The following is a 22,859-nucleotide window of genomic DNA, read 5'->3' on the forward strand; positions in this document are numbered from 1 at the left end:
ATCGCGGTTTTTGCCGGGGGATCCAGATGGCCAAGGCCAAGCGCATGTACGGCTGCACCGAATGCGGCGCAACCTTTCCCAAATGGGCGGGCCAGTGCGGCGAGTGCGGCGCCTGGAATACCCTGACCGAAACCATGATCGAGAGCGGCGGCGCCACGGCGCCCACCGGGCGTACCGGCTGGGCCGGGCAGCAGGCGCAGATCAAGACCCTGGCCGAAGTCAGCATCGAAGAGATTCCGCGTTTCTCTACCGCGTCCGGTGAGCTGGACCGGGTCCTGGGTGGCGGTCTGGTCGACGGCTCGGTGGTATTGATCGGCGGTGACCCGGGCATCGGCAAGTCGACGATCCTGTTGCAGACACTGTGCAACCTCGCCAAGAGCATGCCGGCGCTGTACGTCACTGGCGAAGAATCCCAGCAACAAGTGGCCATGCGTGCTCGCCGTCTCGGACTGCCGCAGGATCAACTGCGGGTGATGACCGAAACCTGCATCGAAACCATCATCGCCACCGCCCGCCAGGAAAAACCCAAGGTGATGGTGATCGACTCGATCCAGACCATTTTCACCGAACAGCTGCAATCGGCGCCGGGTGGCGTCTCGCAGGTGCGTGAGAGTGCGGCGTTGCTGGTGCGGTATGCCAAGCAGAGCGGCACGGCGATTTTCCTCGTCGGCCACGTCACCAAGGAAGGCGCGCTCGCCGGCCCGCGAGTTCTGGAGCATATGGTCGATACCGTGCTGTATTTCGAAGGCGAATCGGACGGGCGTTTGCGCTTGCTGCGGGCGGTGAAAAACCGTTTCGGCGCGGTCAACGAACTCGGCGTCTTCGGCATGACCGACAAGGGCCTGAAAGAAGTCTCCAACCCTTCGGCGATTTTTCTCACCCGTGCCCAGGAGGAAGTCCCGGGCAGTGTGGTGATGGCCACCTGGGAAGGCACGCGGCCGATGCTGGTGGAAGTGCAGGCGCTGGTCGATGACAGTCATCTGGCCAACCCGCGCCGGGTCACCCTGGGTCTGGACCAGAATCGTCTGGCGATGTTGCTGGCGGTATTGCATCGGCACGGCGGCATTCCGACTCACGATCAGGACGTGTTCCTCAACGTGGTCGGCGGGGTGAAGGTGCTGGAAACCGCGTCCGACCTGGCGTTGATGGCGGCGGTGATGTCGAGCCTGCGCAACCGGCCGCTGCCGCACGATCTGCTGGTGTTTGGCGAAGTCGGTTTGTCCGGCGAAGTACGCCCTGTGCCGAGCGGTCAGGAGCGCTTGAAGGAAGCGGCCAAGCATGGCTTCAAACGCGCGATTGTGCCCAAAGGCAATGCGCCGAAAGAGGCACCGGCGGGGCTGCAGATCATTGCCGTGACCCGTTTGGAACAGGCGCTCGACGCATTGTTTGAGTGAACGCTTAAGCTGTGGGAGCGAGCCTGCTCGCGAAGGGGCCGTGTCAGTCGGCATCATTGCTCAATGACACACCGTCTTCGCGAGCAGGCTCGCTCCCACAGGGAGTTTGTATTGATGGCTAGATTTCGATCAGGGCACCCAATTCGCGCTCCAGTTCGGCTTCGTCAGCCAGGTTGAGTTCGATCAACCGCCGCAAGCGCTGGATCGATTCCAGGCTGATATGCCGGCAGACAAACCCCAGTTGCCCGTGATCCTCATGGGCCAGATGCACATCCATTTGAATATCCACGTCATCGCTCAGATGAATGTCGACGAAGAAATCCTGTTCCTTGTCCCCCAGCCAAGGCTCCGGCCGCTCGATCAGCAGCCCCTTGAGGGACAGATCGATCAGTTTCACCGGCCAGATGAATTGGCCCTGACTCAGCTCGGTTCTGGCATCGAACGCAATACGTTTGAAGCGACGGCGATTGGCTGGTTGTTCGCTCATGGCGCAATCCTCGGAAGCGTTCGCTGACTATAGACCCGACCGGCGGGTGGCTGCCAATCGACAAGGCGTCTAGACCAACGTCGGGGTATGGCCTTTGGCGCCGTAAGCGCTAAACTCGGGGTGGCTGTCTTTCTTGTCCACCCTGGCTGGAATAATAAAATGAAAAATAATAATAGCCTGCTACGCCACTTACCCTGGCTAGTGCTGGCAATCGTAGGAGCGTGCGCCCTGGGCGTAGTGGCATTGCGCCGAGGAGAGGCGATCAACGCCTTGTGGATCGTGGTCGCGGCGGTGGCCATTTATCTGGTTGCGTACCGTTACTACAGCCTGTTCATCGCTAACAATGTGATGCAACTCGATCCGCGTCGGGCCACCCCCGCCGTGCTCAACAACGACGGTCTGGACTACGTGCCGACCAACAAACACATTCTTTTCGGTCACCACTTCGCCGCGATTGCCGGCGCAGGACCTCTGGTCGGCCCGGTATTGGCGGCGCAGATGGGCTACCTGCCCGGCACGTTGTGGCTGATTGCCGGGGTGGTGCTGGCGGGTGCGGTGCAGGACTTCATGGTCCTGTTCATGTCGACCCGGCGCAACGGCCGTTCCCTGGGCGACATGGTCCGTGAAGAAATGGGCCGCATCCCCGGCACCATCGCCCTGTTCGGCTGCTTCCTGATCATGATCATCATCCTTGCGGTGCTGGCGCTGATCGTGGTCAAGGCCCTGGCCGAGAGTCCGTGGGGCATCTTCACCGTGATGGCGACCATCCCGATCGCGATGTTCATGGGCATCTACATGCGCTACATCCGCCCGGGCCGCATCGGCGAAATCTCGGTCATCGGCGTGTTGCTGCTGCTCGGTTCGATCTGGCTGGGTGGGCAGATTGCCGCCGATCCGGTCTGGGCCAAGGCTTTCAGTTTCACCGGTGTGCAAATCACCTGGATGCTGATCGGTTATGGCTTCGTCGCCGCCGTGTTGCCGGTGTGGCTGATCCTCGCACCACGCGACTACCTGTCGACGTTCCTCAAGATCGGCACCATCATCGCTCTGGCGATCGGTATTCTGGTGACCATGCCCGAGCTGAAAATGCCGGCGCTGACCCAGTTCGTCGACGGCACCGGGCCGGTGTGGAAGGGCGGTCTGTTCCCGTTCCTGTTCATCACCATCGCTTGCGGTGCAGTATCCGGTTTCCACGCACTGATCTCGTCGGGCACCACGCCGAAGCTGCTGGATAACGAAACCAACGCCCGTTACATCGGTTATGGCGGCATGCTGATGGAATCGTTTGTGGCGATCATGGCGATGGTTGCCGCTTCGGTGATCGAGCCGGGCGTGTACTTCGCCATGAACAGCCCGGCCGCGGTGGTCGGTGGTGACGTGGCATCGGTGGCGCAGATGGTCAGCAGTTGGGGCTTCGCGATCACGCCTGAGGCGCTGCAAGCGGTTGCCCATGACATCGGTGAAACCACCATCCTCGCCCGTGCCGGCGGTGCGCCGACCCTGGCGGTCGGTATCGCGCAGATCCTGCACAGTGTCCTGCCGGGTGAAAACACCATGGCGTTCTGGTACCACTTCGCGATCCTGTTCGAAGCACTGTTCATCCTGACTGCTGTGGACGCCGGCACCCGTGCCGGGCGCTTCATGCTGCAGGATCTGCTCGGCTCCTTCGTTCCGGCGCTCAAGCGTACCGAGTCGTGGACCGCCAACCTGATCGCCACCGCCGGTTGTGTGGCGATGTGGGGCTGGTTGCTGTATCAGGGCGTGATCGATCCACTGGGCGGCATCAACACCCTGTGGCCACTGTTCGGTATCTCCAACCAGATGCTGGCGGGTATCGCGCTGATGCTCGGCACTGTGGTCCTGATCAAGATGAAGCGCCAGCGCTACATCTGGGTCACCCTGCTGCCGGCCGCCTGGCTGCTGATCTGCACCACGACTGCGGGCTTCATCAAGCTGTTCGACGCCAACCCGGCGATCGGCTTCCTGTCGCTGGCCAAGAAGTACAGCGATGCCCTGGCCGCCGGCCAGGTCATTGCGCCGGCCAAGAGCATCGAGCAGATGCAGCACGTGATCTTCAACGCCTACACCAACGCAACGCTCACCGCGCTGTTCCTGTTCGTGGTCTTCAGCATCCTGTTCTATGCGCTCAAGGTCGGCATTGCCGCCTGGGGCAAAAAAGAGCGTACGGATAAAGAATCGCCATTCCAGGCCCTGCCGGACGCGTAACCAGAGGATTGCACCATGTTCAATGACCTGAGTCGCCTCGGTAAATACCTCGGTCAGGCCGCACGCCTGATGGTCGGCATGCCCGACTACGACACCTACGTCGAGCATATGCAAACCAAACACCCGGACAAGCCGGTGATGAGCTACGAGATGTTCTTTCGCGAGCGTCAGGAAGCGCGTTACGGTGGCAAGGGTGGGCCGAAGTGCTGTTGAGCTGACAGCCTGCGGTTGATGCAATCCCCCTTGTGGGAGCGAGCCTGCTCGCGAATGCGGAGTGTCAGTTGATGAATGATTTGACTGACACACCGCTTTCGCGAGCAGGCTCGCTCCCACATTTGTTTTTGTGTTGTTCATTCATTTTGTGAAGGGGATCTGTTTTGTCTTCTCCCATACCCGTAACGGTACTCAGTGGTTTTCTCGGTGCCGGCAAGACCACTTTGCTGCGCCATCTGCTGAAAGCCGAGCACGGTCTGAAAATCGCCGTGATCGAGAACGAATTCAGCGACGCCGGCATCGACACCCAGTTGCTCGGCGATGAACCGGTGCAAGTCATGACCCTGGCCAACGGCTGCGTCTGCTGCACCATTCACACTGATCTGACCAAGGCCCTGTACCTGCTGCTCGAACGCCTGGACAGCGGCGAAATCGCCTTCGACCGGCTGGTGATCGAATGCACCGGTCTGGCCGATCCAGCGCCTGTGGCGCAAACTTTTTTCATCGATGAAGAGCTGCGCGAACGCTATCTGCTCGACGGCATCATCACATTGGTCGACGCCGCCCACGCCGACCTGCACTTGACCCAGACCATCGCCCAGGCACAGATCGGTTTCGCCGACCGCTTGCTGGTCAGCAAGACTGATCTGGTGGATGAGCCGACGTTCAATGCACTGAGCGAACGCCTGACGCGGATCAACCGCCGTGCGCCGATCCGCGTGGTCGAGCACGGCAACATCGATCTGGCGGAACTGCTTGATGTGCGGGGTTTCAACCTCAACGCCGATCTGGGCGGCGGGGTCAGCCTGCGTCCGGTGAGCAAGGCGCCTTCCATCGATCGCATCTCCAGCCTGGTGCTGCGCACGGACCAGCCGCTGGATATCGATCGGCTCAGCGAATTCATGAATGAGTTGCTGGAAGAGCACGGCAAGCAATTGCTGCGTTACAAAGGTGTTCTGAACATTGCGGGTGAAGATCGGCGCCTGGTGTTTCAGGGCGTGCTGAAGCTTTACGGTTTCGACTGGGACACCGAGTGGGCCGAGGGTGAGGCGCGGGAAAGCGTGATCGTGTTTATTGCCGATGATCTGCCGGTAGAGAAGATTCGGGCGGGGTTTGCCAAGGTGGCTTCTGCCTGATGGATCCTGGTTGTCAGCGATGGCCTCTTCGCGAGCAGGCTCGCTCCCACAGTAATCCGCATTCTGTCAGGAGGAATGCAGTTCACTGTGGGAGCGAGCCTGCTCGCGAAGACGATCTAACCGACAGCGCAATGCTCAAGGGCTGAACCCAGCAGGGTCTGCTCAAGATGATCCAGGTGCTGATTCATCAACAAACCAGCCTTGGGAACATCTCTCAGCTCCACCGCCTCGATAATCGCCAGGTGCTCCTGCCACGCGCAGCAACCGAGCGTTGATCCATCACACCGCGCAATCGCCAGCGACGTCAACGGCACCAGGCTACCGAGAAAATGCGCCAGCGGTGCATTCCCCGCCATCTGCGCCAACTGCAGATGAAACTCGCCGGACAAACGAATCGCCGCCGCACGCCGTTCCTGAACCACGGCCAGGCGTTCGCGTTCGACCAGCGTGCGCAAGCGTTTCAAACCCTCCGCCGACGCAATCTGACAAGCCAGACGCACCAGCGTCGCTTCGGTCAGGCGCCGAGCGTGCAGGGTTTGTCGGGTCTGCTCTGCATCCGGTGCGGCAACCCGCGGCCGATGATTGGCGCGCAGCACAATCACCTGCTCATGGGACAACTGCGTCAGTACCCGGCGTACATCGGCGCGGCTGACGCCAAACATCTGCTTGAGACTGTCTTCGGTGAAGCGGCTGGCCGGGTCGATTCGCCGGTCCAGAATCGCCTCGAACAGCCGCGGGTACAGAGCATCTGCCGGCGCTCGCAGGCGCGAGAAGGGCAGAGGTGCCGACATCTGACGAGTGTGCGGCGACGTGGCAAGACTGTTCATGGCCGGTCTCCAGTGTGAGTTCTTCAGTGGTTGAGGTGGTCTTCCGGGATATTCAGTTCGATGCCCATCCGCTGGCCTTCGCGCAGGATGTGCCGACGCATTTCCGCGCTGGCCTGAGCGCTGTTCTTGCTGCGGATCGCGCGCACCACCGCTTCGTTTTCTTCCAGGCGCTCGGCCAGATGCTCAGGCGAATTGCGCAGCACTTCGGCGCTTTGCTTGAGGGCATTGCTGGTCTGCTGCACCACGCTCTGGAAAATCGGGTTCGAGGTCAGGGTGAACAGCTCTTCGTGGAAGGCGATGTAGGCGCTGACGCCGGCTTCGCTGTCGCCCGCTTCAAGGGCTTCGCGCATGTCCATCAAGGTCAGGCGCAACTGCCCGACCTCTTTGCTGCTGATCGACTGCGCGACCAGGCCAACAATGAACGGCTCAAGGGTGTAGCGCAGTTGCAGCACGTCTTCGAGGCTGGCGCCGGCGACCGCGCTGTCGTGGCTCTGGCTGTCACTGAGCTGGGCGTCGAGCACTACCACGCCTTTGCCCGGCATCGAACGGACCAGGCCCAGGGTCTCCAGAACGATCACCGCTTCACGCAGGCTCGGACGGCTGATGCCCAGTTGTTCGGCCAGTTCGCGCTGGCCCGGCAGCATGTCGCCGGAGCGCCACTGACCACGGGCGAGGGCGGCGCGCAGTTTTTCTACGACTGAGTTGACGACGGTTGATGTGGTGATCACTTGTCTAGCTCCGTAAGCCTATAGGGGATGCCGCAAACAAGATCAAAAGATCGCAGCCTGCGGCAGCTCCTGCAGGGTTGAAAATCAGAACTCTTGCTGGTGCGCCGGAGTTCCGGTTTTACGCGGTTGAAAGGTATAGCCCTGCTGACCGCTGAGTACTTTGTTGGCGCGTTGTACGTCGATGTCCTTTTCCCAGCGGGCGATGGCCACGGTGGCGACACAGTTGCCGATCAGGTTGGTCAGCGCCCGGCCGATGCCCATGAACCAGTCCACCGCCAGCACCAGCACCAGCCCGACCACCGGAATCGCCGGGATCGCTGTCAGTGTCGCCGCCAGAATCACCAGCGCCGAACCGGGAATGCCGTGGGCACCCTTGGAGGTGATCAGCGACACCAGCAGAATCGTCAGCAGGTCGGTCATCGCCAATGGCGTGCCGGTGGCGTTGGCGATGAACACAATGGCCAGCGTCAGGTAGATCGAAAAACCGTCGAGGTTGAACGAGTAGCCGGTGGGAATCACCAGCCCGACCGTCGAGCTGCCGATGCCCAGATGTTCGAGTTTGCGCATGATCTGCGGCAGCACGGCATCGGAGGAGGCGGTGCCCATGACGATCAGCAGCTCTTCACGCAGATATTTGAGCAGTGGCCACAGGCGCAGGCCCGAGGCACGCATCACCACACCGAGGATCACGCTGACGAACGCGACGCAGGTCAGGTAGAACAAGCCGACCAGACTGCCCAGGTGCTGCAGCGAATCGAGGCCGTACTTGCTGGTGGTGAAGGCGATGGCGCCGAACACGCCGATGGGCGCCAGACGCACGATCATGCCCATGATCCGGAAGATCACATGGCTGAGTTCGTTGATCAGTCGCGAGATCCCGGAGGCCGCTTCACCCACCAGATTCAGTGCGCTGCCGAACAGCACCGAGAACAGCAGCACTTGCAGGATGTTGTTGTCGGCAAAGGCGCCGAGCACCGAGGTCGGGATCAGGTCCATCAGGAACTGCGTGGTGGTGTGCATGTGCTGGCCGCGTTCGGCGATGTCGCCCATGTCAGCGGCGGACAACTGCTCCAGATGGATATTCGCGCCGCTGCCGATCCCGGTGCTGAACGCGAACACCAGACCGATCACCAACGCAATGGTGGTCAGTACTTCAAAGTAGATCACCGATTTGAGGCCGATACGCCCGACCTTCTTCAGATCCCCTGCGCCGCTGATGCCGCTGACCACCACGCAGAACACGATCAGGCCGATCAGCATCTTGATCAGTTTGATGAAGCCGTCGCCCAAGGGTTTGAGCTGAGCGGAATATTCGGGAAGGGTCAGTCCGCAGATGATGCCGAGCACCAGTCCGAGAACCACTTGGAGGAAGATTGAACGCGAGCACCATCTGAGCATGGGAGGAATCCTGGTCGGTGTCCTGGCTGCCGTGTGCGGAGCACATCAGATTCAGGACTTAATTATTGTGGTCTTACCGGTATGTCCAGTGCAGGCGCAGTCTACGCGCGGGATTTCTTGAAATACAAGAGGGAGGTCGGAAATTGGCATGACCGGTCTGACCAGTGGTGCTTTGCACGGTGTTGCTGTGGAGCTCGTTCGCAACGAAAAAGCCCGGCGATGTTCGGCCGGGCTGGTTTGTGCTGACGCTGGCGGATTTCAATCTGCTCAGTAAGGCACGTTGCGCTTCAGGATATTGAGCTTGAAGTCGAGAACACCGGCGCTGCGGTTCGAGTTGGTGCGTACGAACGTGCCGACTCTGGGGTCATGCTTGTTGCGACTTTGCCCGGCGCACAACAGCGCGCCGCTTCGGGTCTGGATTCTGACGGTGGGCGTATCCGTTTCGATCTGATCCAGCGTGATGATATTGCCCTTGGCGTTGAGCAAGTTGAACGTGGTCTGGTCTCCATCTTCGGTTGCATAAGCGTTCAAGAAGTCTTTTTCTTCACGGCTGATGGTTCTGTAGTAGTACTCGCCTGGCGTGAAGATATAGATAGTGTAGTAGTCGTCAAGGCAGCGGAAGTAAAGAGTCAGTGCGTCCGGTGCAACATCCGGCTTGAGAAAGAGATAGTTTGAAACATCCAGGTGGTGAGAGAATGTAAAAGCTTCATAATCAGGACGCGGAGTCGTGACCTTTCTGCCATACGTCAACTTGGGGAAGTGTGGGTAGCCATAGCGAGTGCTCAATGTTGCAATAAAGGATTTTTCCTGATTGGTGCTCATGGTATTACTCGATTATTTGAGTGCTGATAAATAAACAGCGGACTGTTCAATGGCGTAAATATTGAATATTTGAACGTTGATGTCAGATTTCGTCGGGATCACTGAGAAACGATGCATTGCGCTCGATGATGTTCAGTGTGAACGGCAGGCCTGTGTTATCCGTCTCGGCCAGGTAGGTGTAGGGCGCGCCTCGTCGACGCAGCGCTGTTATCTGGCCTGCGTTGCGTGCCTTGAGCCGCACTCGCTGACGATCACCGCCCATATCCTGCAAGGTGATGATCCGGTTATCGTGGCTCAGCAAGTTGAAAGAGGTGGTATCGCTGCCCGCCGGCAGAAAAGCCCCTAATACCCCGGCGCGACCCTTGCTCAAGCAATAGCCGGTGTGCGTGGCGTGGTCGCGTATGTAAAGGTGGTAATAGTCATCAGTGCAGCGGAAATAAATGTTCATGGGTTGAACATTCTTTACTTCCCTTTGGGGGCGGCAACCCAATAGATGGGCATCATCGATCGTTTTGGGGGCGCCTGTATAAAAACCGCCGGAAAATGAATGGTCATATCGCAAGACTGGGTTTTCATAAAGCGCTCCCAGGACGTTCAGGTGGTGCTGGTCCAGTGTCAGTGTTGCGATAAATGACTTTTGCCTGTTTGTTGTCATGAACTCTTCCTTGAGTTTTTGATGGGTGTTTCTTTGTTTTGTGTGGATTTTTAGTTGATGTTGCGTGTTCTGTTTTTAACACTAACAGCTAAGTTTTGTGGATGTCCTGTTTTTCTTCGAAGTTGTTGTTTCAAGTTTTAAGTGAGGCGGCAGCGACTTTCACGCAGACGAAAAAAAACCGGCCAATCACTTGGCCGGTTTTTCATGCTGCTGATTTAACGTCGCATCAAGCGCCGTATACCGGCAGTTTCTTGCAGATGGCTTTGACTTTCTCACGAACGGCATCGATCACCGCTTCGTTGTTCAGGTCAGCCAGGATGTCGCAGATCCAGCCGGCCAGCTCTTTGCACTCTGCCTCTTTGAAGCCACGAGTGGTCACAGCCGGAGTACCGAAGCGCAGGCCGGAAGTGACGAACGGCGAGCGTGGATCGTTAGGCACGGAGTTCTTGTTCACGGTGATGAACGCTTTGCCCAGCGCGGCGTCGGCGTCTTTACCGGAGATGTCCTGCTTGATCAGCGACAGCAGGAACAGGTGGTTCTTGGTGCCGCCGGACACCACGTCGAAACCGCGCGCGATGAACACTTCGGCCATGGCCTGGGCGTTCTTCACCACTTGTTCCTGGTAAGCCTTGAACTCAGGCTGCAGCGCTTCCTTGAAGCAGATCGCTTTAGCAGCGATCACGTGCTCCAGCGGGCCACCCTGGGCGCCCGGGAATACTGCAGAGTTCAGCTTCTTCTCGATGTCGGCGTTGGCGCGCGCCAGGATCAGACCGCCACGTGGACCGCGCAGGGTCTTGTGCGTGGTGGTGGTCACGACGTCAGCGAAAGGCACCGGGTTCGGGTAGACGCCAGCGGCGACCAGACCGGCCACGTGAGCCATGTCGACAAACAGGTAGGCACCGACTTTGTCCGCGATGGCGCGGAAGCGCGGGAAGTCCAGAATCTGCGAGTAGGCAGAGAAACCGGCCACGATCATTTTCGGCTTGTGCTCAACGGCCAGACGCTCGACTTCGTCGTAGTCGATCAGGCCATTGGCGTCGATGCCGTACTGCACGGCGTTGTACAGCTTGCCGGAGGAGGAAACGCTGGCGCCGTGGGTCAGGTGACCACCGTGGGCCAGGCTCATGCCCAGAATGGTGTCGCCACCTTGCAGCAGGGCCAGGTAAACAGCGGCGTTGGCTTGCGAACCAGCGTGCGGCTGAACGTTGGCGTAATCGGCGCCGAACAACTCTTTGGCGCGGTCGATGGCCAGTTGTTCAACGACGTCAACGTACTCGCAACCACCGTAGTAGCGCTTGCCCGGATAGCCTTCGGCGTATTTGTTGGTCAGTACCGAGCCTTGAGCTTCCATCACCGCAGGGCTGGTGTAGTTTTCCGAAGCGATCAGCTCAATGTGCTCTTCCTGGCGCTGAGCTTCTTGCTCCATGGCGGCAAAGAGATCGGCGTCGTACTTGGCAATAGTCAAATCACGGCTGAACATGGCGGTCCTCAAGGATCGGGGGCAGAAAAGGGGGGCATTCTAACCCAATGGGTTTTGGATGGCATATGAAACGACATCATGTCGCAGACAAGTGGCGTTCATGACAGATGTGCGGTGCTTTTGCCGGCCTCTTCGCGAGCAGGCTCGCTCCCACAGTAATCGAGGCAGACCTGCGATTATGTGATCGACATCAATCCCTGTGGGAGCGAGCCTGCTCGCGAAGGGCGCGCCGCCGATGTTCAGTCGAACATGAACAGCGCATCATTGCTGAACTGCGCTTCAAACCGGCTCGCCGGCATCGGTCGTCCGAACAGATAGCCCTGCACTTCATCGCAGCCATGCTCGCGCAGGAAGTCCAGTTGCTCATGGGTTTCCACGCCCTCGGCGATCACCGCCAGATTGAGGCTGTGGGCCATGGCGATGATCGCGCGGGCGATCTGCGCGTCCTGCTCGCCGGACGGCAGTCCGTCGACGAAGGTGCGGTCGATCTTCAGCACGTCGATCGGGAACTGCTTGAGGTAGTTCAGTGATGAATAACCGGTGCCGAAATCGTCGACCGCGATACTCAGACCAAGGTTTTTCAGCCCGGCGAGAATCTGCATCGCCTCGCTGACTTCGCGCATCAGGATACTTTCGGTCAGCTCCAGCTCCAGGCACGCCGGTGGCAGCCCGGTTTCTCGCAGGATGGTGGCGATCCGCGTGCCGAGCTGGCCATCGGAGAACTGCCGCGCCGAGATGTTCACCGACACCTTCGGCACGCGCACGCGGTTCTGGTGCCAGGTCTTGAGTTGGCGGCAGGCTTCGCTGATGACCCAGTCGCCAACGTCGACCACCAGACCGAGTTCTTCCAGCACCGGAATGAAATCCCCCGGCGGCACCAGCCCGCGACGCGGATGACGCCAGCGCAGCAGCGCTTCGGCACCGGTCAGGCGTTTGCCGTCGCCGCTGAATTGCGGCTGGTAATACAGGACGAATTCGTTCTGTTCCAGCGCATGGCGCAGGTCGCTTTCCAGCTCAAGACGCTCCAGCGCACTGGCGTTCATGTCGGCCTGATAGAACTGGAAGTTGTTCTTGCCACGCTCCTTGGCGTGGTACATCGCGGTGTCGGCGTTCTTCATCAACTGACTGAGTTCGTTGCCGTCCTGCGGACTCAAAGCAATGCCGATACTGGCAGTGACGAAGAACTCGCGGCCTTCCAGCACGAACGGTTTCACCAGGCTGGCAAGGATCTGCTCGGCCACATGAATCGCCCGGTTCAGCGCCATTTCGCGGCTGGAGCGGTGCTGCAGGAGCAGGGTGAACTCGTCGCCGCCCATGCGCGCCACGGTGTCGTCATCGTCGACGCAGGCCAGCAGCCGCGTGGCCATGTCTTTCAACATGCGGTCGCCGGCGGCGTGGCCAAGGGAGTCGTTGATCGGTTTGAAGCGGTCGAGGTCGAGGAACATCAACACCACCCACGACTTCTGCCGCTCGGCCGATTGCAGCGCGGTGTGCAGGCGATCCTGGAACAGCGTGCGGTTCGGCAGGTGGGTCAGGGCGTCGTAGTAGGCGAGGCGATGAATGCGTTGTTCGCTGGCCTTGCGCTCGCTGATGTCGCTGAAGAAACACACGTAACTGGCGAGGTCGCCTTCATCGTCGAGCACTGCGGTGATGCCGACCCACGCCGGGTAATGCTCGCCGTTACGACGCTTGAGCCAGACTTCGCCTTCCCAGGTGCTGTGCTGATGCAGTTGCTTGAGCACGTAACGCAGGTGCGCGTCCTGTTGCTCGTCGACGGTGAGCATGTTCGGCAACTGATCGAGCACTTCCGAGACTGCATAACCGCTGACCCGGCTGAAGGCTTCGTTGGCCTGCACGATGTAACCGGCGGGGTCGGTGATCAGGATCGCCGAAGTCGAGTGTTCGAATACCGTGGCCGCCATGCGCAAATCTTTCTCGGCGCGGCGTTGCTGACTGATATCGCGACCGACGCCGAGCACGCCTTCGAAGGCGCCGTGTTCGTCCCACACCAGCACCAGCCGCAGCTCGATCGGAATCTTGCGACCGTCGGCGCGCAAGCAGTCGAACAGGAACATCTGCGTCTGCACCTGACTTCGCAGTTGCGCGAGTTGCTCAGGCTTGTCGAGCGCTTTGCTGACCCGGTCCATCAGGGAATAGATGCCGCTCAGCTGTTGCGGGTTGGCGATGGTCGATTGCCAGCCGTTCTGGAAAATCCACTCGGCGTCGTAACCCAGCACCGCCTGCACCGACGGGCTGACGTAGTTCAACGACAGCTTGCTGTCGGTGGAGAAAATCACGTCGCTGATGCTTTCGGCGAGCATGCGGTAGCGCTGCTCGCTGTCACGCAGCGATTCACTGGCCTCGATCTGCTCGGTGATGTCCTTGGCCACGCCGATGATCCGCGTGACCTGATCGTGTTTGTCGCGGGCCAGCGCTTGCTCACGAAAGTCGAAGCGCCGCCACTTGCCGTCACGATGGCGGAAGCGCAACTGGCATTGCAACAGCTGACTGTACCCGGCGTGCCGCTGCATCTGCCGTGAGCGGTGGTAATAGTCGGCGTCTTCCGGGTGCAGGAGGATTTCCCAGAAGTACTCGCCCATCTGGTGCAGCTCGGAGCGGTTGTAACCGAGGGTCTGGCCGAGGTGATGGTTGCTGAAGATCATCCGCTGGCTGATCACGTCCTGCACATACAGATGATCCGGCACCGTGCGCACCACGTCCGACCAGAAGCCCTCGCGCTCCAGCAGCGACAGTTCGATCAGCTTGCGGCTGGTGATGTCGTTGATGCTCAGAATCACCGCTTTATAGTCGTGCAGCTCTTCAGGCAGGCGCAGAACCATCCACAGGTGCTGATCGCGACCGTTGATGTCCGGCAGTCTGATTTCCAGTTCCAGTTGCTTCTGTTGCTGCAGAACCGCGTCGAGCACCTGGTTACCGATGGCGCACTGGCTGTGCGGTTGGCCGTCGATCAGCAGTTGCCAGGCGTGCTCGCAGGAATTGACATTGAGCAGCTGCAGCGCGACCTGATTGACCTCGGTAACGCGCAGTTCTTGCAGCAGTTGCTGGCGCTGGACCGGTTGGTCGAGCCAGGCCTTGAGCTGGTCGCTGGTCTGGATCTGCGCCTTGTCGAACACTTGCTTGAGGCCGGACAGATCGAGCACGCACAGCGCAACACCGGTGCCTTCAAAGATGTCCTGATAACGCCGGCGGCCTTCATGCAACTGGCGCTGGCGGCGACGCATGTTCAGCAGCGCGATCACTGGCAGCATCGAGAACGCCAGACCCAGCAGGCATTTGCCGATAAACGCTGGCAACAGTTCTTCGAGCACCCGCTGGCGATCGAACAGCCCGCGCAACTGCCAATCGCTGCTGCTCAGCGGCACGGTTAATACAGTGTTGGCCAGGTCGTCGGGGCTCAGCACGCCGGGCCTGGCTGTAGACAGCGCTTCGTCGCGGCTGATGATCTGGTGGTTGAGGCGGTTTTCCACCAGCCACAATGGGCGGATGCCGGTTTCGCCCTGCTGGGTCAGCGAGTCGAAGAAGGTCGGGGTCAGGCGCAATACCCAGTAACCGCGCGTGCTGCCGCTGGCTTGATGCAATAACAGATGCACCACCGAGCCGTCGTCGGCGTTGCTGAAGTAATGCGCCTGGGCGCGGCTGCGGCGCACCAGTTCAGCGAGGTAATCGGCGTCGTGGCTGTCGCTGGCGCTGTCGTTGAGGATTTTCCCGGACGGGCTGAGCAGGGCCAGGCTGCGCACGTCCGGCAGCGATTGCTGGAGCTTGCGCAGCAGCGCCTGCAGTTCGTCGGACGACTGTGGCTGTTCGACGATCGGTAGCAGGTTGAGGGCGATTTGCGCATTCAGCGACATGTTCAGGCTGACCTGCGAGGCGAGGTCGGCGGTGTAGTCGATGGTGTACTGGCGCTGGTTTTTCTGGGTCTCGCGCAATTGGTCGAGCAACTGCCAGAACAGCAATGCCAGCAGCAAAAGTACCAGCGTCGCCAAGGCACCCTTCAATGTTCCGCGCAGGGGCGAGCCGGTCCCCGGATTGGACGCGCTCACAGAAGCTGGCGGGGTAACGTTGGACAAGCTGAAATCCTGCGGTTTGGCTGGACTGGCGCGACGTGCACTATAAGCCGGACGCCCGAAGGGCGGCTAGCATGCCTTGAGTTGTGGCGAAGTGCCAGCCCCACTCGGCTGGACTGCCACCGGTCATTCAGGTAGCTTTGCCGGTTACGCGGGAGCGTTCCAGCTCCTAGACTCAGACTTTTTCAGCGCGCACGCATTGATGACCATCAAGTGAACGACGCGCATCGGTCTGGCCGGGCATCGCCTGCGCTCCAATCATTCATCTGTCACTGACCCAAGGTTCTCCATGGCTCAATACGTCTTCACCATGCATCGGCTGGGCAAAGTTGTTCCGCCGAAGCGGGAAATCCTGAAAAACATTTCGCTGTCGTTCTTCCCCGGCGCCAAGATCGGCGTACTCGGCCTCAACGGTTCGGGTAAGTCCACGCTGCTGAAAATCATGGCCGGCGTCGACACCGAGTTCGAGGGCGAAGCCCGTCCGATGCCGGACCTGAACATCGGTTATCTGCCGCAAGAGCCACAACTTGATCCGACCAAGACCGTGCGTGAAGTGGTCGAGGAAGCGGTCAGCGTGATCAAGGACGCGCAAGCGCGTCTGGACGAGGTCTACGCCGCTTACGCCGATCCGGATGCCGACTTCGACAAGCTGGCTGCCGAGCAGGCCAAGCTCGAAGCAATCCTGCAGGCCAGCGATGGTCACAACCTGGAGCGTCAACTGGAAGTCGCCGCCGATGCGCTGCGTCTGCCGGCCTGGGACGCCAGGGTCGAACACCTGTCCGGTGGTGAAAAACGTCGTGTGGCCCTGTGCCGCCTGCTGCTGTCCGCTCCGGACATGCTGCTGCTCGACGAACCGACCAACCACCTGGACGCTGACTCCGTGGCGTGGCTGGAGCACTTCCTGCACGACTTCCCGGGCACCGTGGTCGCGATCACGCACGACCGTTACTTCCTGGATAACGTTGCTGGCTGGATTCTGGAACTCGACCGCGGCGCGGGCATTCCTTACGAGGGCAACTACTCGGGTTGGCTCGAAGCCAAGTCCGATCGTCTGGCCCAGGAATCCAAGCAGCAGTCGGCTCACGAAAAAGCCATGAAGGAAGAACTGGAGTGGGTGCGCAAAGGCGCGAAAGCCCGCCAGTCGAAATCCAAGGCACGTCTGCAACGCTTCGAAGAAATGCAGTCGCAGGAATTCCAGAAGCGTTCGGAAACCAACGAGATCTACATCCCGGCCGGTCCGCGTCTGGGCGACAAGGTCATCGAATTCAAGAACGTCACCAAGGGCTACGGCGATCGCGTCCTGATCGACAACCTGTCGTTCTCCATGCCGAAGGGCGCCATTGTGGGCGTGATCGGTGGTAACGGTGCCGGTAAATCGACCCTGTTCCGCATGCTCATGGGCAAGGAAACGCCGGATTCGGGCAGCATCGAAATCGGCGAAACTGTGCAACTGGCCTGCGTTGACCAGAGCCGTGAAGACCTCGACGGCAGCAAGACCGTGTTCCAGCAGATCTCCGACGGTTCCGACCAGATCCGCATCGGCAACTACGAGATCCCGTCGCGCACCTACGTCGGTCGCTTCAACTTCAAGGGCGGCGATCAGCAGAAGTTCGTCAAGGACCTGTCCGGTGGTGAGCGCGGTCGTCTGCACCTGGCGCTGACCCTGAAGGAGGGCGGCAACGTCCTGCTGCTCGACGAACCGTCCAACGACCTCGACGTTGAAACCCTGCGTTCCCTGGAAGAAGCCCTGCTGGACTTCCCGGGCGCCGCCATTGTGATCTCTCACGATCGCTGGTTCCTGGACCGCGTCGCGACCCACATCCTGGCGTACGAAGACGACTCGCAAGCGGTGTTCTTCGAAGGTAACTACACCGAGTACGAAGCCGACCGCAAAAAGCGTCTTGGCGAAGCGGCTGCCCAGCCACACCGGGTCCGCCACAAGAAACTGGCCTGATTCGGGTTGGTTGCATGAAAAAGCGGAGCCTTCGGGCTCCGTTTTTTTTGAGTTTTTTTCAGTGATACCGAGTCGCGCCCTTCGCGAGCAGGCTCGCTCCCACATTTGAAATGCAGTCCCCCTGTGGGAGCGAGCCTGCTCGCGAAAGCGGTGTAATTGCTGGTGCAACTTTCAGATTGGTTCTCACCATTCAGGTGCAATATCAGTCCAAAAAGCCCTCTGATTTATATCCTGTGCACCATTTAATTTCATAACTGCGACATTTTGCGCTGTTCCTGTGCGCAATTCGTTTGTTACAGTCCGGCTCAATCGCTTCCAACGACAATAAATTTGCCGAGACTTTTCCCATGATCGAATCCGTCGAATCCTTCCTCGCCCGCCTGAAAAAACGCGACCCGGATCAACCCGAATTCCACCAGGCCGTCGAAGAAGTCCTGCGCAGTCTGTGGCCGTTTCTCGAAGCCAATCCGCACTACCTGACTTCGGGGATTCTGGAGCGTATCTGCGAGCCAGAGCGGGCGATTGTGTTCCGCGTGTCGTGGGTCGACGATCAGGGCAAGGTCCAGGTCAATCGCGGTTTCCGCATCCAGATGAACAGCGCCATCGGCCCGTACAAAGGCGGCTTGCGTTTTCATCCTTCGGTGAACCTGGGCGTGCTGAAGTTTCTCGCCTTCGAGCAGACCTTCAAGAACTCTCTGACCTCATTGCCCATGGGCGGCGGCAAGGGCGGTTCGGACTTTGATCCGAAGGGCAAGAGCGACGCTGAAGTGATGCGTTTCTGTCAGGCGTTCATGAGCGAGCTGTACCGCCACATCGGCGCGGACGTTGACGTGCCGGCTGGCGACATCGGTGTCGGGGCGCGGGAGATCGGCTTCCTGTTCGGCCAGTACAAACGCCTGAGCAACCAGTTCACCAGCGTGTTGACCGGCAAAGGCATGACCTACGGCGGCAGCCTGATTCGCCCGGAAGCTACCGGTTTCGGTTGCGTGTATTTCGCCGAAGAAATGCTCAAGCGCTGCGGGCAGACCGTCGAAGGCAAGCGCGTGGCGATCTCCGGGTCCGGCAATGTCGCGCAGTACGCGGCGCGCAAGGTCATGGACCTGGGCGGCAAGGTGATTTCCCTGTCCGACTCCGAAGGCACGCTGTACTGCGAATCGGGCCTGAGCGAAGAACAGTGGCAGGCGCTGCTGGAACTGAAAAACGTCAAACGCGGACGCATCAGCGAACTGGCCACGGCGTTCGGTCTGGAATTCCGCGCCGGGCAGTTGCCGTGGTCGCTGCCGTGCGACATCGCGTTGCCGTGCGCCACGCAGAACGAACTCGACGCCAACGCCGCGCGCACACTGCTGCGCAACGGCTGCGTGTGCGTCGCCGAGGGCGCAAACATGCCGACCACGCTGGAGGCTGTGGATATCTTTATCGAGGCCGGCATTCTGTTCGCCCCGGGCAAGGCGTCGAACGCCGGTGGGGTCGCGGTCAGCGGGCTGGAGATGTCGCAAAACGCCATGCGCCTGCTGTGGACCGCTGGCGAGGTGGACAGCAAGTTGCACGCGATCATGCAGTCGATCCACCACGCTTGCGTGCATTACGGCGAAGAGAACGGGCGGATCAACTACGTCAAAGGCGCGAACATCGCCGGCTTCGTCAAAGTCGCCGATGCGATGTTGGCCCAAGGCGTGGTTTAAGCCGGTTCGATGCGAATCACTTCAATCACCTGATCGCCAGCGGGGCGCTGCCACAGCACCTCGTCATTGAGCCGGGCGCCGAGCAGCGCCCGGCCCAGCGGCGAGCCCCAGTTGATCAGGCCCTGACTGGCGTCGGCCTGGTCTTCGCCGACCAGTTGCACCCGACTTTCGGTGTCGTGCTCGTCGGCAAAGGTCACCCAACTGCCAATCTGCACTTTTTCGGTAGAGGTCGCGGGGGCCGCGACTTGTGCACTGGCGAGGCGTTGGTTGAAGTAGCGCAAATCCCTTTCGAGATCGGCCAGGCGCTGCTTGTCGGCTTGTTCGCCCTTGGCCGATTGTTCGGCGTGCAGGGCTTGCAGCTCGGTGACTTTGGCCTGCAGCTGCGCCAGCCCCTGCGGTGTGACGTAATTGGGCTGCGCGCTGACCTGCCGTTCGACGGGCTGATCGGCTTGCGCGGCGGCATTGTCTTCGTTGACGAAAGCGCGGCTCATGCTGTCCTCCTCTGCATAGAGTTTGGGCCATGGTCGCCGGCATTTGGTTTCACTGGATGTCTGGAAACGACTTATTGCGAGCGATAAGCCCGTCCGGCGTCCTGATCCTTCTGTTGCTGCCAGGCGCGCTCGCGCTCGTCCCAGTGTTCATTGCGATACTCTTCGCGATCCTTGTTCTCGAGCATCGCCTGACACTGGCGAAAGCCGTCGGTCCAGCCTTCGGCGTATTGCTTGTCTTTGAGGTAGCGCGGCACGTTCTTGCGAAACTCGCCACTGATCGAGCCGGCGGCTTGCCGGCCACTGACGCAGCCATCGTCAAAACCGTCGGCGAAGGCCGGTGGATAACCTTTGGCGATCAAGTCTTCATGGGTGGTCTGGCAACCCCCGAGCAACAGCAAAACACCCAACAGTCCCGCACACCGCCACATTGCACTCTCCTGCGCCGATTTTCGGCTGATAGTGAAAGTCTAGAAGCGGATTTATGAGACGGATGTCGAAGACGAGTGAAAAATCCATTTTCCCCCAAAAAACCAATGTGGGAGCGAGCCTGCTCGCGAATGCAATCTGGCATTCAACAATGATGCTGAATGGCCCATCGCTTTCGCGAGCACGCTCGCTCCCACAGCGGGTATTTGTCGGGCTTCAGGTCAGTAGTGATACCACTTCACTTCAAGCATGACCTCCGTTTCTGGGGTGGCGAGGTGGCTGAACTCACGCTGTGCCGTGAGGCGCAAACCGAGGTTGCGCGACAGCTCCCATTGCTGATTCAGGCTCAAGCTACGGCGCACTTCACCATTGAAGAAGTAATCGCCCTTGGCTTCCAGGCTGAGATTGCCCAGCGGGTTTTTCCACAACACACCGGTATTGAAACCGCCGGCCGGGGAGACGAATTCGGCGAAGTCATTGTTGTGTTCGATGCGCACCGTGCCAAGGGCAAAACCGAGCGTGTCTTCGCCCAGTTGCCAGGTGCCGCCACCGCCGCCGTTGACGTGGCTGACCAGGTTCTCGTCATCGTGTTTGCCCGGTACGCGCTCAAGGCCGCCAGTGACTTGCCACGACAGCGGCTGCAGCAACTCATTGCGCGGGGTCAGCGAACGAATGGTCGCCAGATCCAGTTGCTGGAATTGCCATTGGTTGCCTTCGTACTGGCGCAGCTTCATTTGCAGGATTTCGATCTGTGCGCCGAGGGGGAAGCTTTCGGCGTTGTCGTTGAGATCGTGATAGGCCATGCGCAAACCGTACTCGCCGAACGCACGGTCGCCCCGGGTGCCGATGCCGGCCTGCCAGGTGCGTGATTCGTGGCCGTCTTCGGGCAGGCCCGGTTGGGGGATCTGCAGCTCCGCCGCCGGTTTTTTGTTGATCGCCCGCAGCAGTTCGAAGCTGCGCTGAGCGCGTTGCGGATCACGTTCCTGACCGTTGGCGCGGTAGCGTTCCAGACGATACGCAGCATCGATGATCAGCGCCTGCCGATCCCGGGGCAGGGCTTTGAAGGTCGGGTCTTGCAACACTTGCTGATCGGCGCTGACCTTCAGCACCCATTGCTGTTCGTCACTGCTCAACGGCTGGGCACGGCTGAGCAGTTCACGTTCGCGGGACGGGCGGTATTCGATACTTTCCACCAGTCCGGCTTCCTTCACGGCTTTTACCGTGTCGGTAGGGATGGCGGTCAGCGGGAATTGCTCGGTCAGGCGCAGGCTTGGACGCGCCACCTGCAGCAGTTCGAGCAGGCGATAGGAGCAGTTTTCGTCGAAGAAGAAATAGTCGAACTGGATCTGCTTCAGTTCCCACACATGTTCGACCATGCGCGCGGTTTCTGCTTGCGTCAGGTTCAGCCGGTATTCCCACAGGTCGCGGTTTTCCAGGCTGCGGTACTCGGAGAGTTTTTCCTGATACGGCACCAGCGCGAACAGCCCCGGGTAGCCGCCCATCAAACCTTTCCAGGCATAGAGGATGCTGTTATCGGAGCCTTCGATGTAGGCGCCGAAGTTGATCGCGTAACTCAACAGCGAAGTCTTGTCGGCCTGCACGTCAGCCTGATCGATGCGCAGCAGGGTGTGGCCGAACATCGACGACGGGCTGTTGAGGTAGGCCGCCGGGAAGATCATCACCGCGCTGTGCGGCGAGACGTCCTTGAACCATTTCTTGAATTCGGCGCAATCGGGGGCGGGCAGATCGGTCAGGTTGAGCTGCGCTTTCAGCCAGCGGGTGCGGGCCGGATAGACGCACTGCGCGTGCTGCTCGCCGAGACTGGTCGGGGCGTACAGCGCTTGCACGGTGGCGGCCAACTCATGGTCGGGGTGTTCGTTGCCATCAGGCGCGAGAAAGAATTTCCTGTCGCTGACATAGCTGCGCCAGCCGCCAAGCTTGGCAGTTTCGTAATGACCGAGGGAAATCCAGAAGCGGTCGTTGGCCAGTTGCTGCAAACGTTGAGGGTCGATGTGAGGCGCGGCGGACAGCGGGGCGCAGACACAGAGCGCCAGCCAGGCAAGGCGTTTGAGCATAAGTGGCAACTTAAGTCGAAAAGAAACAAAAGACCCAAGGAGGGCAGGTCCAAAAAAACAAAACCCGCTTCCCGAAAGAAGCGGGTGGGGTCGAGCTTAAGCCTGAGTGGCGTACTTGGCCAGACGTGGGTCTGATTTCAGTACAGCCAGGGTGTTGGTATGCACGTCTTCGGCGGTCACGTCAGCCTTGCTGAAGATCTGCTGGAAGTGCTCGTGAGTGACAGCGGCGAAATGCGCACGGTCTTCCGGCGCCACGCCCAGTACCACAGCGTAAGTCGTCAGCGCTTCGCCGTTGCCTTTTGCCATGTCTTCGGACAGCTCGTTCATCATGCCATTCATGGCGAACCAGGATTTACCGCCGTAGGTCAGCGACGCGTTGGTCGAGCAACCGTTGGTGCCGGAAGTCATACCGAACGTAGCGTTACCGGAGGTGCCGTTGGTGGTGGATGCCAGGAAGTGGGCCGGGGTGCCACGCTGACCTTCGAACAGCATGTTGCCCCAACCGCAATCCGGACCGCCTGGCGCTTGCGCCATGGCATTGAGGGAAACAACGGTGAAGAGAGTACCGAGAAGAATCCGTTTCATAGCTTTGTTCTCTTTGTGTGCATACCAATGGACAGGGTTCTGGCCCCCCAAGTGCTGCCTAGACAGACCCTTTTGAAGCCAGTGGGCCGGTTATTAGTTCCAGCCGCGCAGTTTGGAGTTTAGGCACGTTCCCGTGGTTCCGTGATTTTTTGCTGATTATTCGTTGAAAACCCCGGATTCACGGGGCGGGCC

18 protein-coding genes are annotated in these 22,859 nt (G+C 59.9%); 6 read left to right on the forward strand and 12 right to left on the reverse strand.

Features of this window, described 5'->3' with window-relative positions; all coding sequences use genetic code 11:
- Positions 1-26: 26 nt before the first annotated feature.
- Positions 27-1,394, forward strand: coding sequence for a DNA repair protein RadA (radA, locus tag ACM6HV_RS05220; protein ID WP_003228407.1), 1,368 nt, complete (start codon positions 27-29; stop codon positions 1,392-1,394).
- A 118-nt stretch (positions 1,395-1,512) separates the two neighbouring features.
- On the opposite strand, the gene ACM6HV_RS05225 is transcribed toward radA, so the two are convergent.
- Entirely contained in the window at positions 1,513-1,881 is a 369-nt protein-coding gene (locus ACM6HV_RS05225; RefSeq protein ID WP_041065221.1) for a PilZ domain-containing protein, read from the reverse strand.
- 159 nt (positions 1,882-2,040) lie between these two features.
- Here ACM6HV_RS05225 and ACM6HV_RS05230 point away from each other — a divergent pair, with 159 nt between their 5' ends.
- From ACM6HV_RS05230 to yjiA, 3 genes are all read left to right on the forward strand, one after another.
- Positions 2,041-4,107 carry a carbon starvation CstA family protein gene (locus ACM6HV_RS05230; RefSeq protein WP_007963766.1) on the forward strand — a complete coding sequence of 689 codons (2,067 nt, stop codon included), beginning with the start codon at positions 2,041-2,043 and terminating at the stop codon, positions 4,105-4,107.
- Positions 4,108-4,122: 15 nt separating this feature from the next.
- Positions 4,123-4,320 (forward strand): YbdD/YjiX family protein, encoded by a 198-nt coding sequence (locus ACM6HV_RS05235; protein ID WP_003228401.1) that lies wholly within the window; start codon positions 4,123-4,125, stop codon positions 4,318-4,320.
- Positions 4,321-4,484: 164 nt separating this feature from the next.
- A complete protein-coding gene (gene yjiA / locus ACM6HV_RS05240; RefSeq protein ID WP_414903697.1) occupies positions 4,485-5,456 on the forward strand; it encodes a GTPase in 972 nt (323 codons plus the stop codon).
- 116 nt (positions 5,457-5,572) lie between these two features.
- Here yjiA and ACM6HV_RS05245 read toward each other — a convergent pair whose 3' ends face one another.
- The 7 genes from ACM6HV_RS05245 to ACM6HV_RS05275 form a co-directional block, all read right to left on the reverse strand.
- Positions 5,573-6,283, reverse strand: a complete 711-nt coding sequence (locus ACM6HV_RS05245) for a GntR family transcriptional regulator (RefSeq protein ID WP_414903698.1) — start codon at positions 6,281-6,283, stop codon at positions 5,573-5,575.
- A 23-nt stretch (positions 6,284-6,306) separates the two neighbouring features.
- A complete protein-coding gene (locus ACM6HV_RS05250) occupies positions 6,307-7,011 on the reverse strand; it encodes a FadR/GntR family transcriptional regulator (RefSeq protein ID WP_414903699.1) in 705 nt (234 codons plus the stop codon).
- An 84-nt stretch (positions 7,012-7,095) separates the two neighbouring features.
- Positions 7,096-8,409 (reverse strand): C4-dicarboxylate transporter DctA, encoded by a 1,314-nt coding sequence (locus tag ACM6HV_RS05255; protein ID WP_095668274.1) that lies wholly within the window; start codon positions 8,407-8,409, stop codon positions 7,096-7,098.
- Between the two features lie 267 nt (positions 8,410-8,676).
- Positions 8,677-9,231 carry a hypothetical protein gene (locus ACM6HV_RS05260; protein WP_108183857.1) on the reverse strand — a complete coding sequence of 185 codons (555 nt, stop codon included), beginning with the start codon at positions 9,229-9,231 and terminating at the stop codon, positions 8,677-8,679.
- An 82-nt stretch (positions 9,232-9,313) separates the two neighbouring features.
- Complete coding sequence (locus ACM6HV_RS05265; RefSeq protein ID WP_414903700.1) at positions 9,314-9,886, reverse strand: hypothetical protein; 573 nt, start codon at positions 9,884-9,886, stop codon at positions 9,314-9,316.
- A gap of 226 nt (positions 9,887-10,112) precedes the next feature.
- A complete protein-coding gene (glyA, locus tag ACM6HV_RS05270) occupies positions 10,113-11,366 on the reverse strand; it encodes a serine hydroxymethyltransferase (RefSeq protein ID WP_041065242.1) in 1,254 nt (417 codons plus the stop codon).
- Between the two features lie 239 nt (positions 11,367-11,605).
- The gene (locus tag ACM6HV_RS05275; RefSeq protein WP_414903701.1) at positions 11,606-15,454 is read right to left on the reverse strand and encodes an EAL and GGDEF domain-containing protein; all 3,849 of its coding nucleotides are present in this window, start codon (positions 15,452-15,454) and stop codon (positions 11,606-11,608) included.
- Between the two features lie 286 nt (positions 15,455-15,740).
- On the opposite strand from ACM6HV_RS05275, the gene ettA reads away from it, so the two are divergent.
- Together ettA and gdhA are read left to right on the forward strand one after the other, a co-directional pair.
- Positions 15,741-17,405: an energy-dependent translational throttle protein EttA gene (ettA, locus tag ACM6HV_RS05280; RefSeq protein WP_011336021.1), complete on the forward strand. Its 1,665-nt coding sequence runs from the start codon at positions 15,741-15,743 to the stop codon at positions 17,403-17,405.
- A 347-nt stretch (positions 17,406-17,752) separates the two neighbouring features.
- On the forward strand, positions 17,753-19,090 hold the full coding sequence (gdhA, locus tag ACM6HV_RS05285) for an NADP-specific glutamate dehydrogenase (protein ID WP_414903702.1): 1,338 nt from the start codon (positions 17,753-17,755) through the stop codon (positions 19,088-19,090).
- Here gdhA and ACM6HV_RS05290 read toward each other — a convergent pair.
- The 4 genes from ACM6HV_RS05290 to ACM6HV_RS05305 form a co-directional block, all read right to left on the reverse strand.
- Complete coding sequence (locus ACM6HV_RS05290; protein ID WP_414903703.1) at positions 19,087-19,581, reverse strand: GreA/GreB family elongation factor; 495 nt, start codon at positions 19,579-19,581, stop codon at positions 19,087-19,089. The two genes, gdhA and ACM6HV_RS05290, sit on opposite strands and share 4 nt — an antisense overlap.
- A gap of 71 nt (positions 19,582-19,652) precedes the next feature.
- Complete coding sequence (locus ACM6HV_RS05295; RefSeq protein WP_007963787.1) at positions 19,653-20,009, reverse strand: hypothetical protein; 357 nt, start codon at positions 20,007-20,009, stop codon at positions 19,653-19,655.
- Positions 20,010-20,228: 219 nt separating this feature from the next.
- Positions 20,229-22,082: a DUF4105 domain-containing protein gene (locus ACM6HV_RS05300; RefSeq protein ID WP_414903704.1), complete on the reverse strand. Its 1,854-nt coding sequence runs from the start codon at positions 22,080-22,082 to the stop codon at positions 20,229-20,231.
- Positions 22,083-22,178: 96 nt separating this feature from the next.
- Positions 22,179-22,667, reverse strand: coding sequence for a DUF3015 domain-containing protein (locus ACM6HV_RS05305; RefSeq protein ID WP_041065261.1), 489 nt, complete (start codon positions 22,665-22,667; stop codon positions 22,179-22,181).
- Positions 22,668-22,859 lie beyond the last annotated feature (192 nt).

This window comes from Pseudomonas sp. IT-P260 (assembly GCF_949768395.1).
Taxonomy (GTDB): domain Bacteria; phylum Pseudomonadota; class Gammaproteobacteria; order Pseudomonadales; family Pseudomonadaceae; genus Aquipseudomonas; species Aquipseudomonas parakoreensis.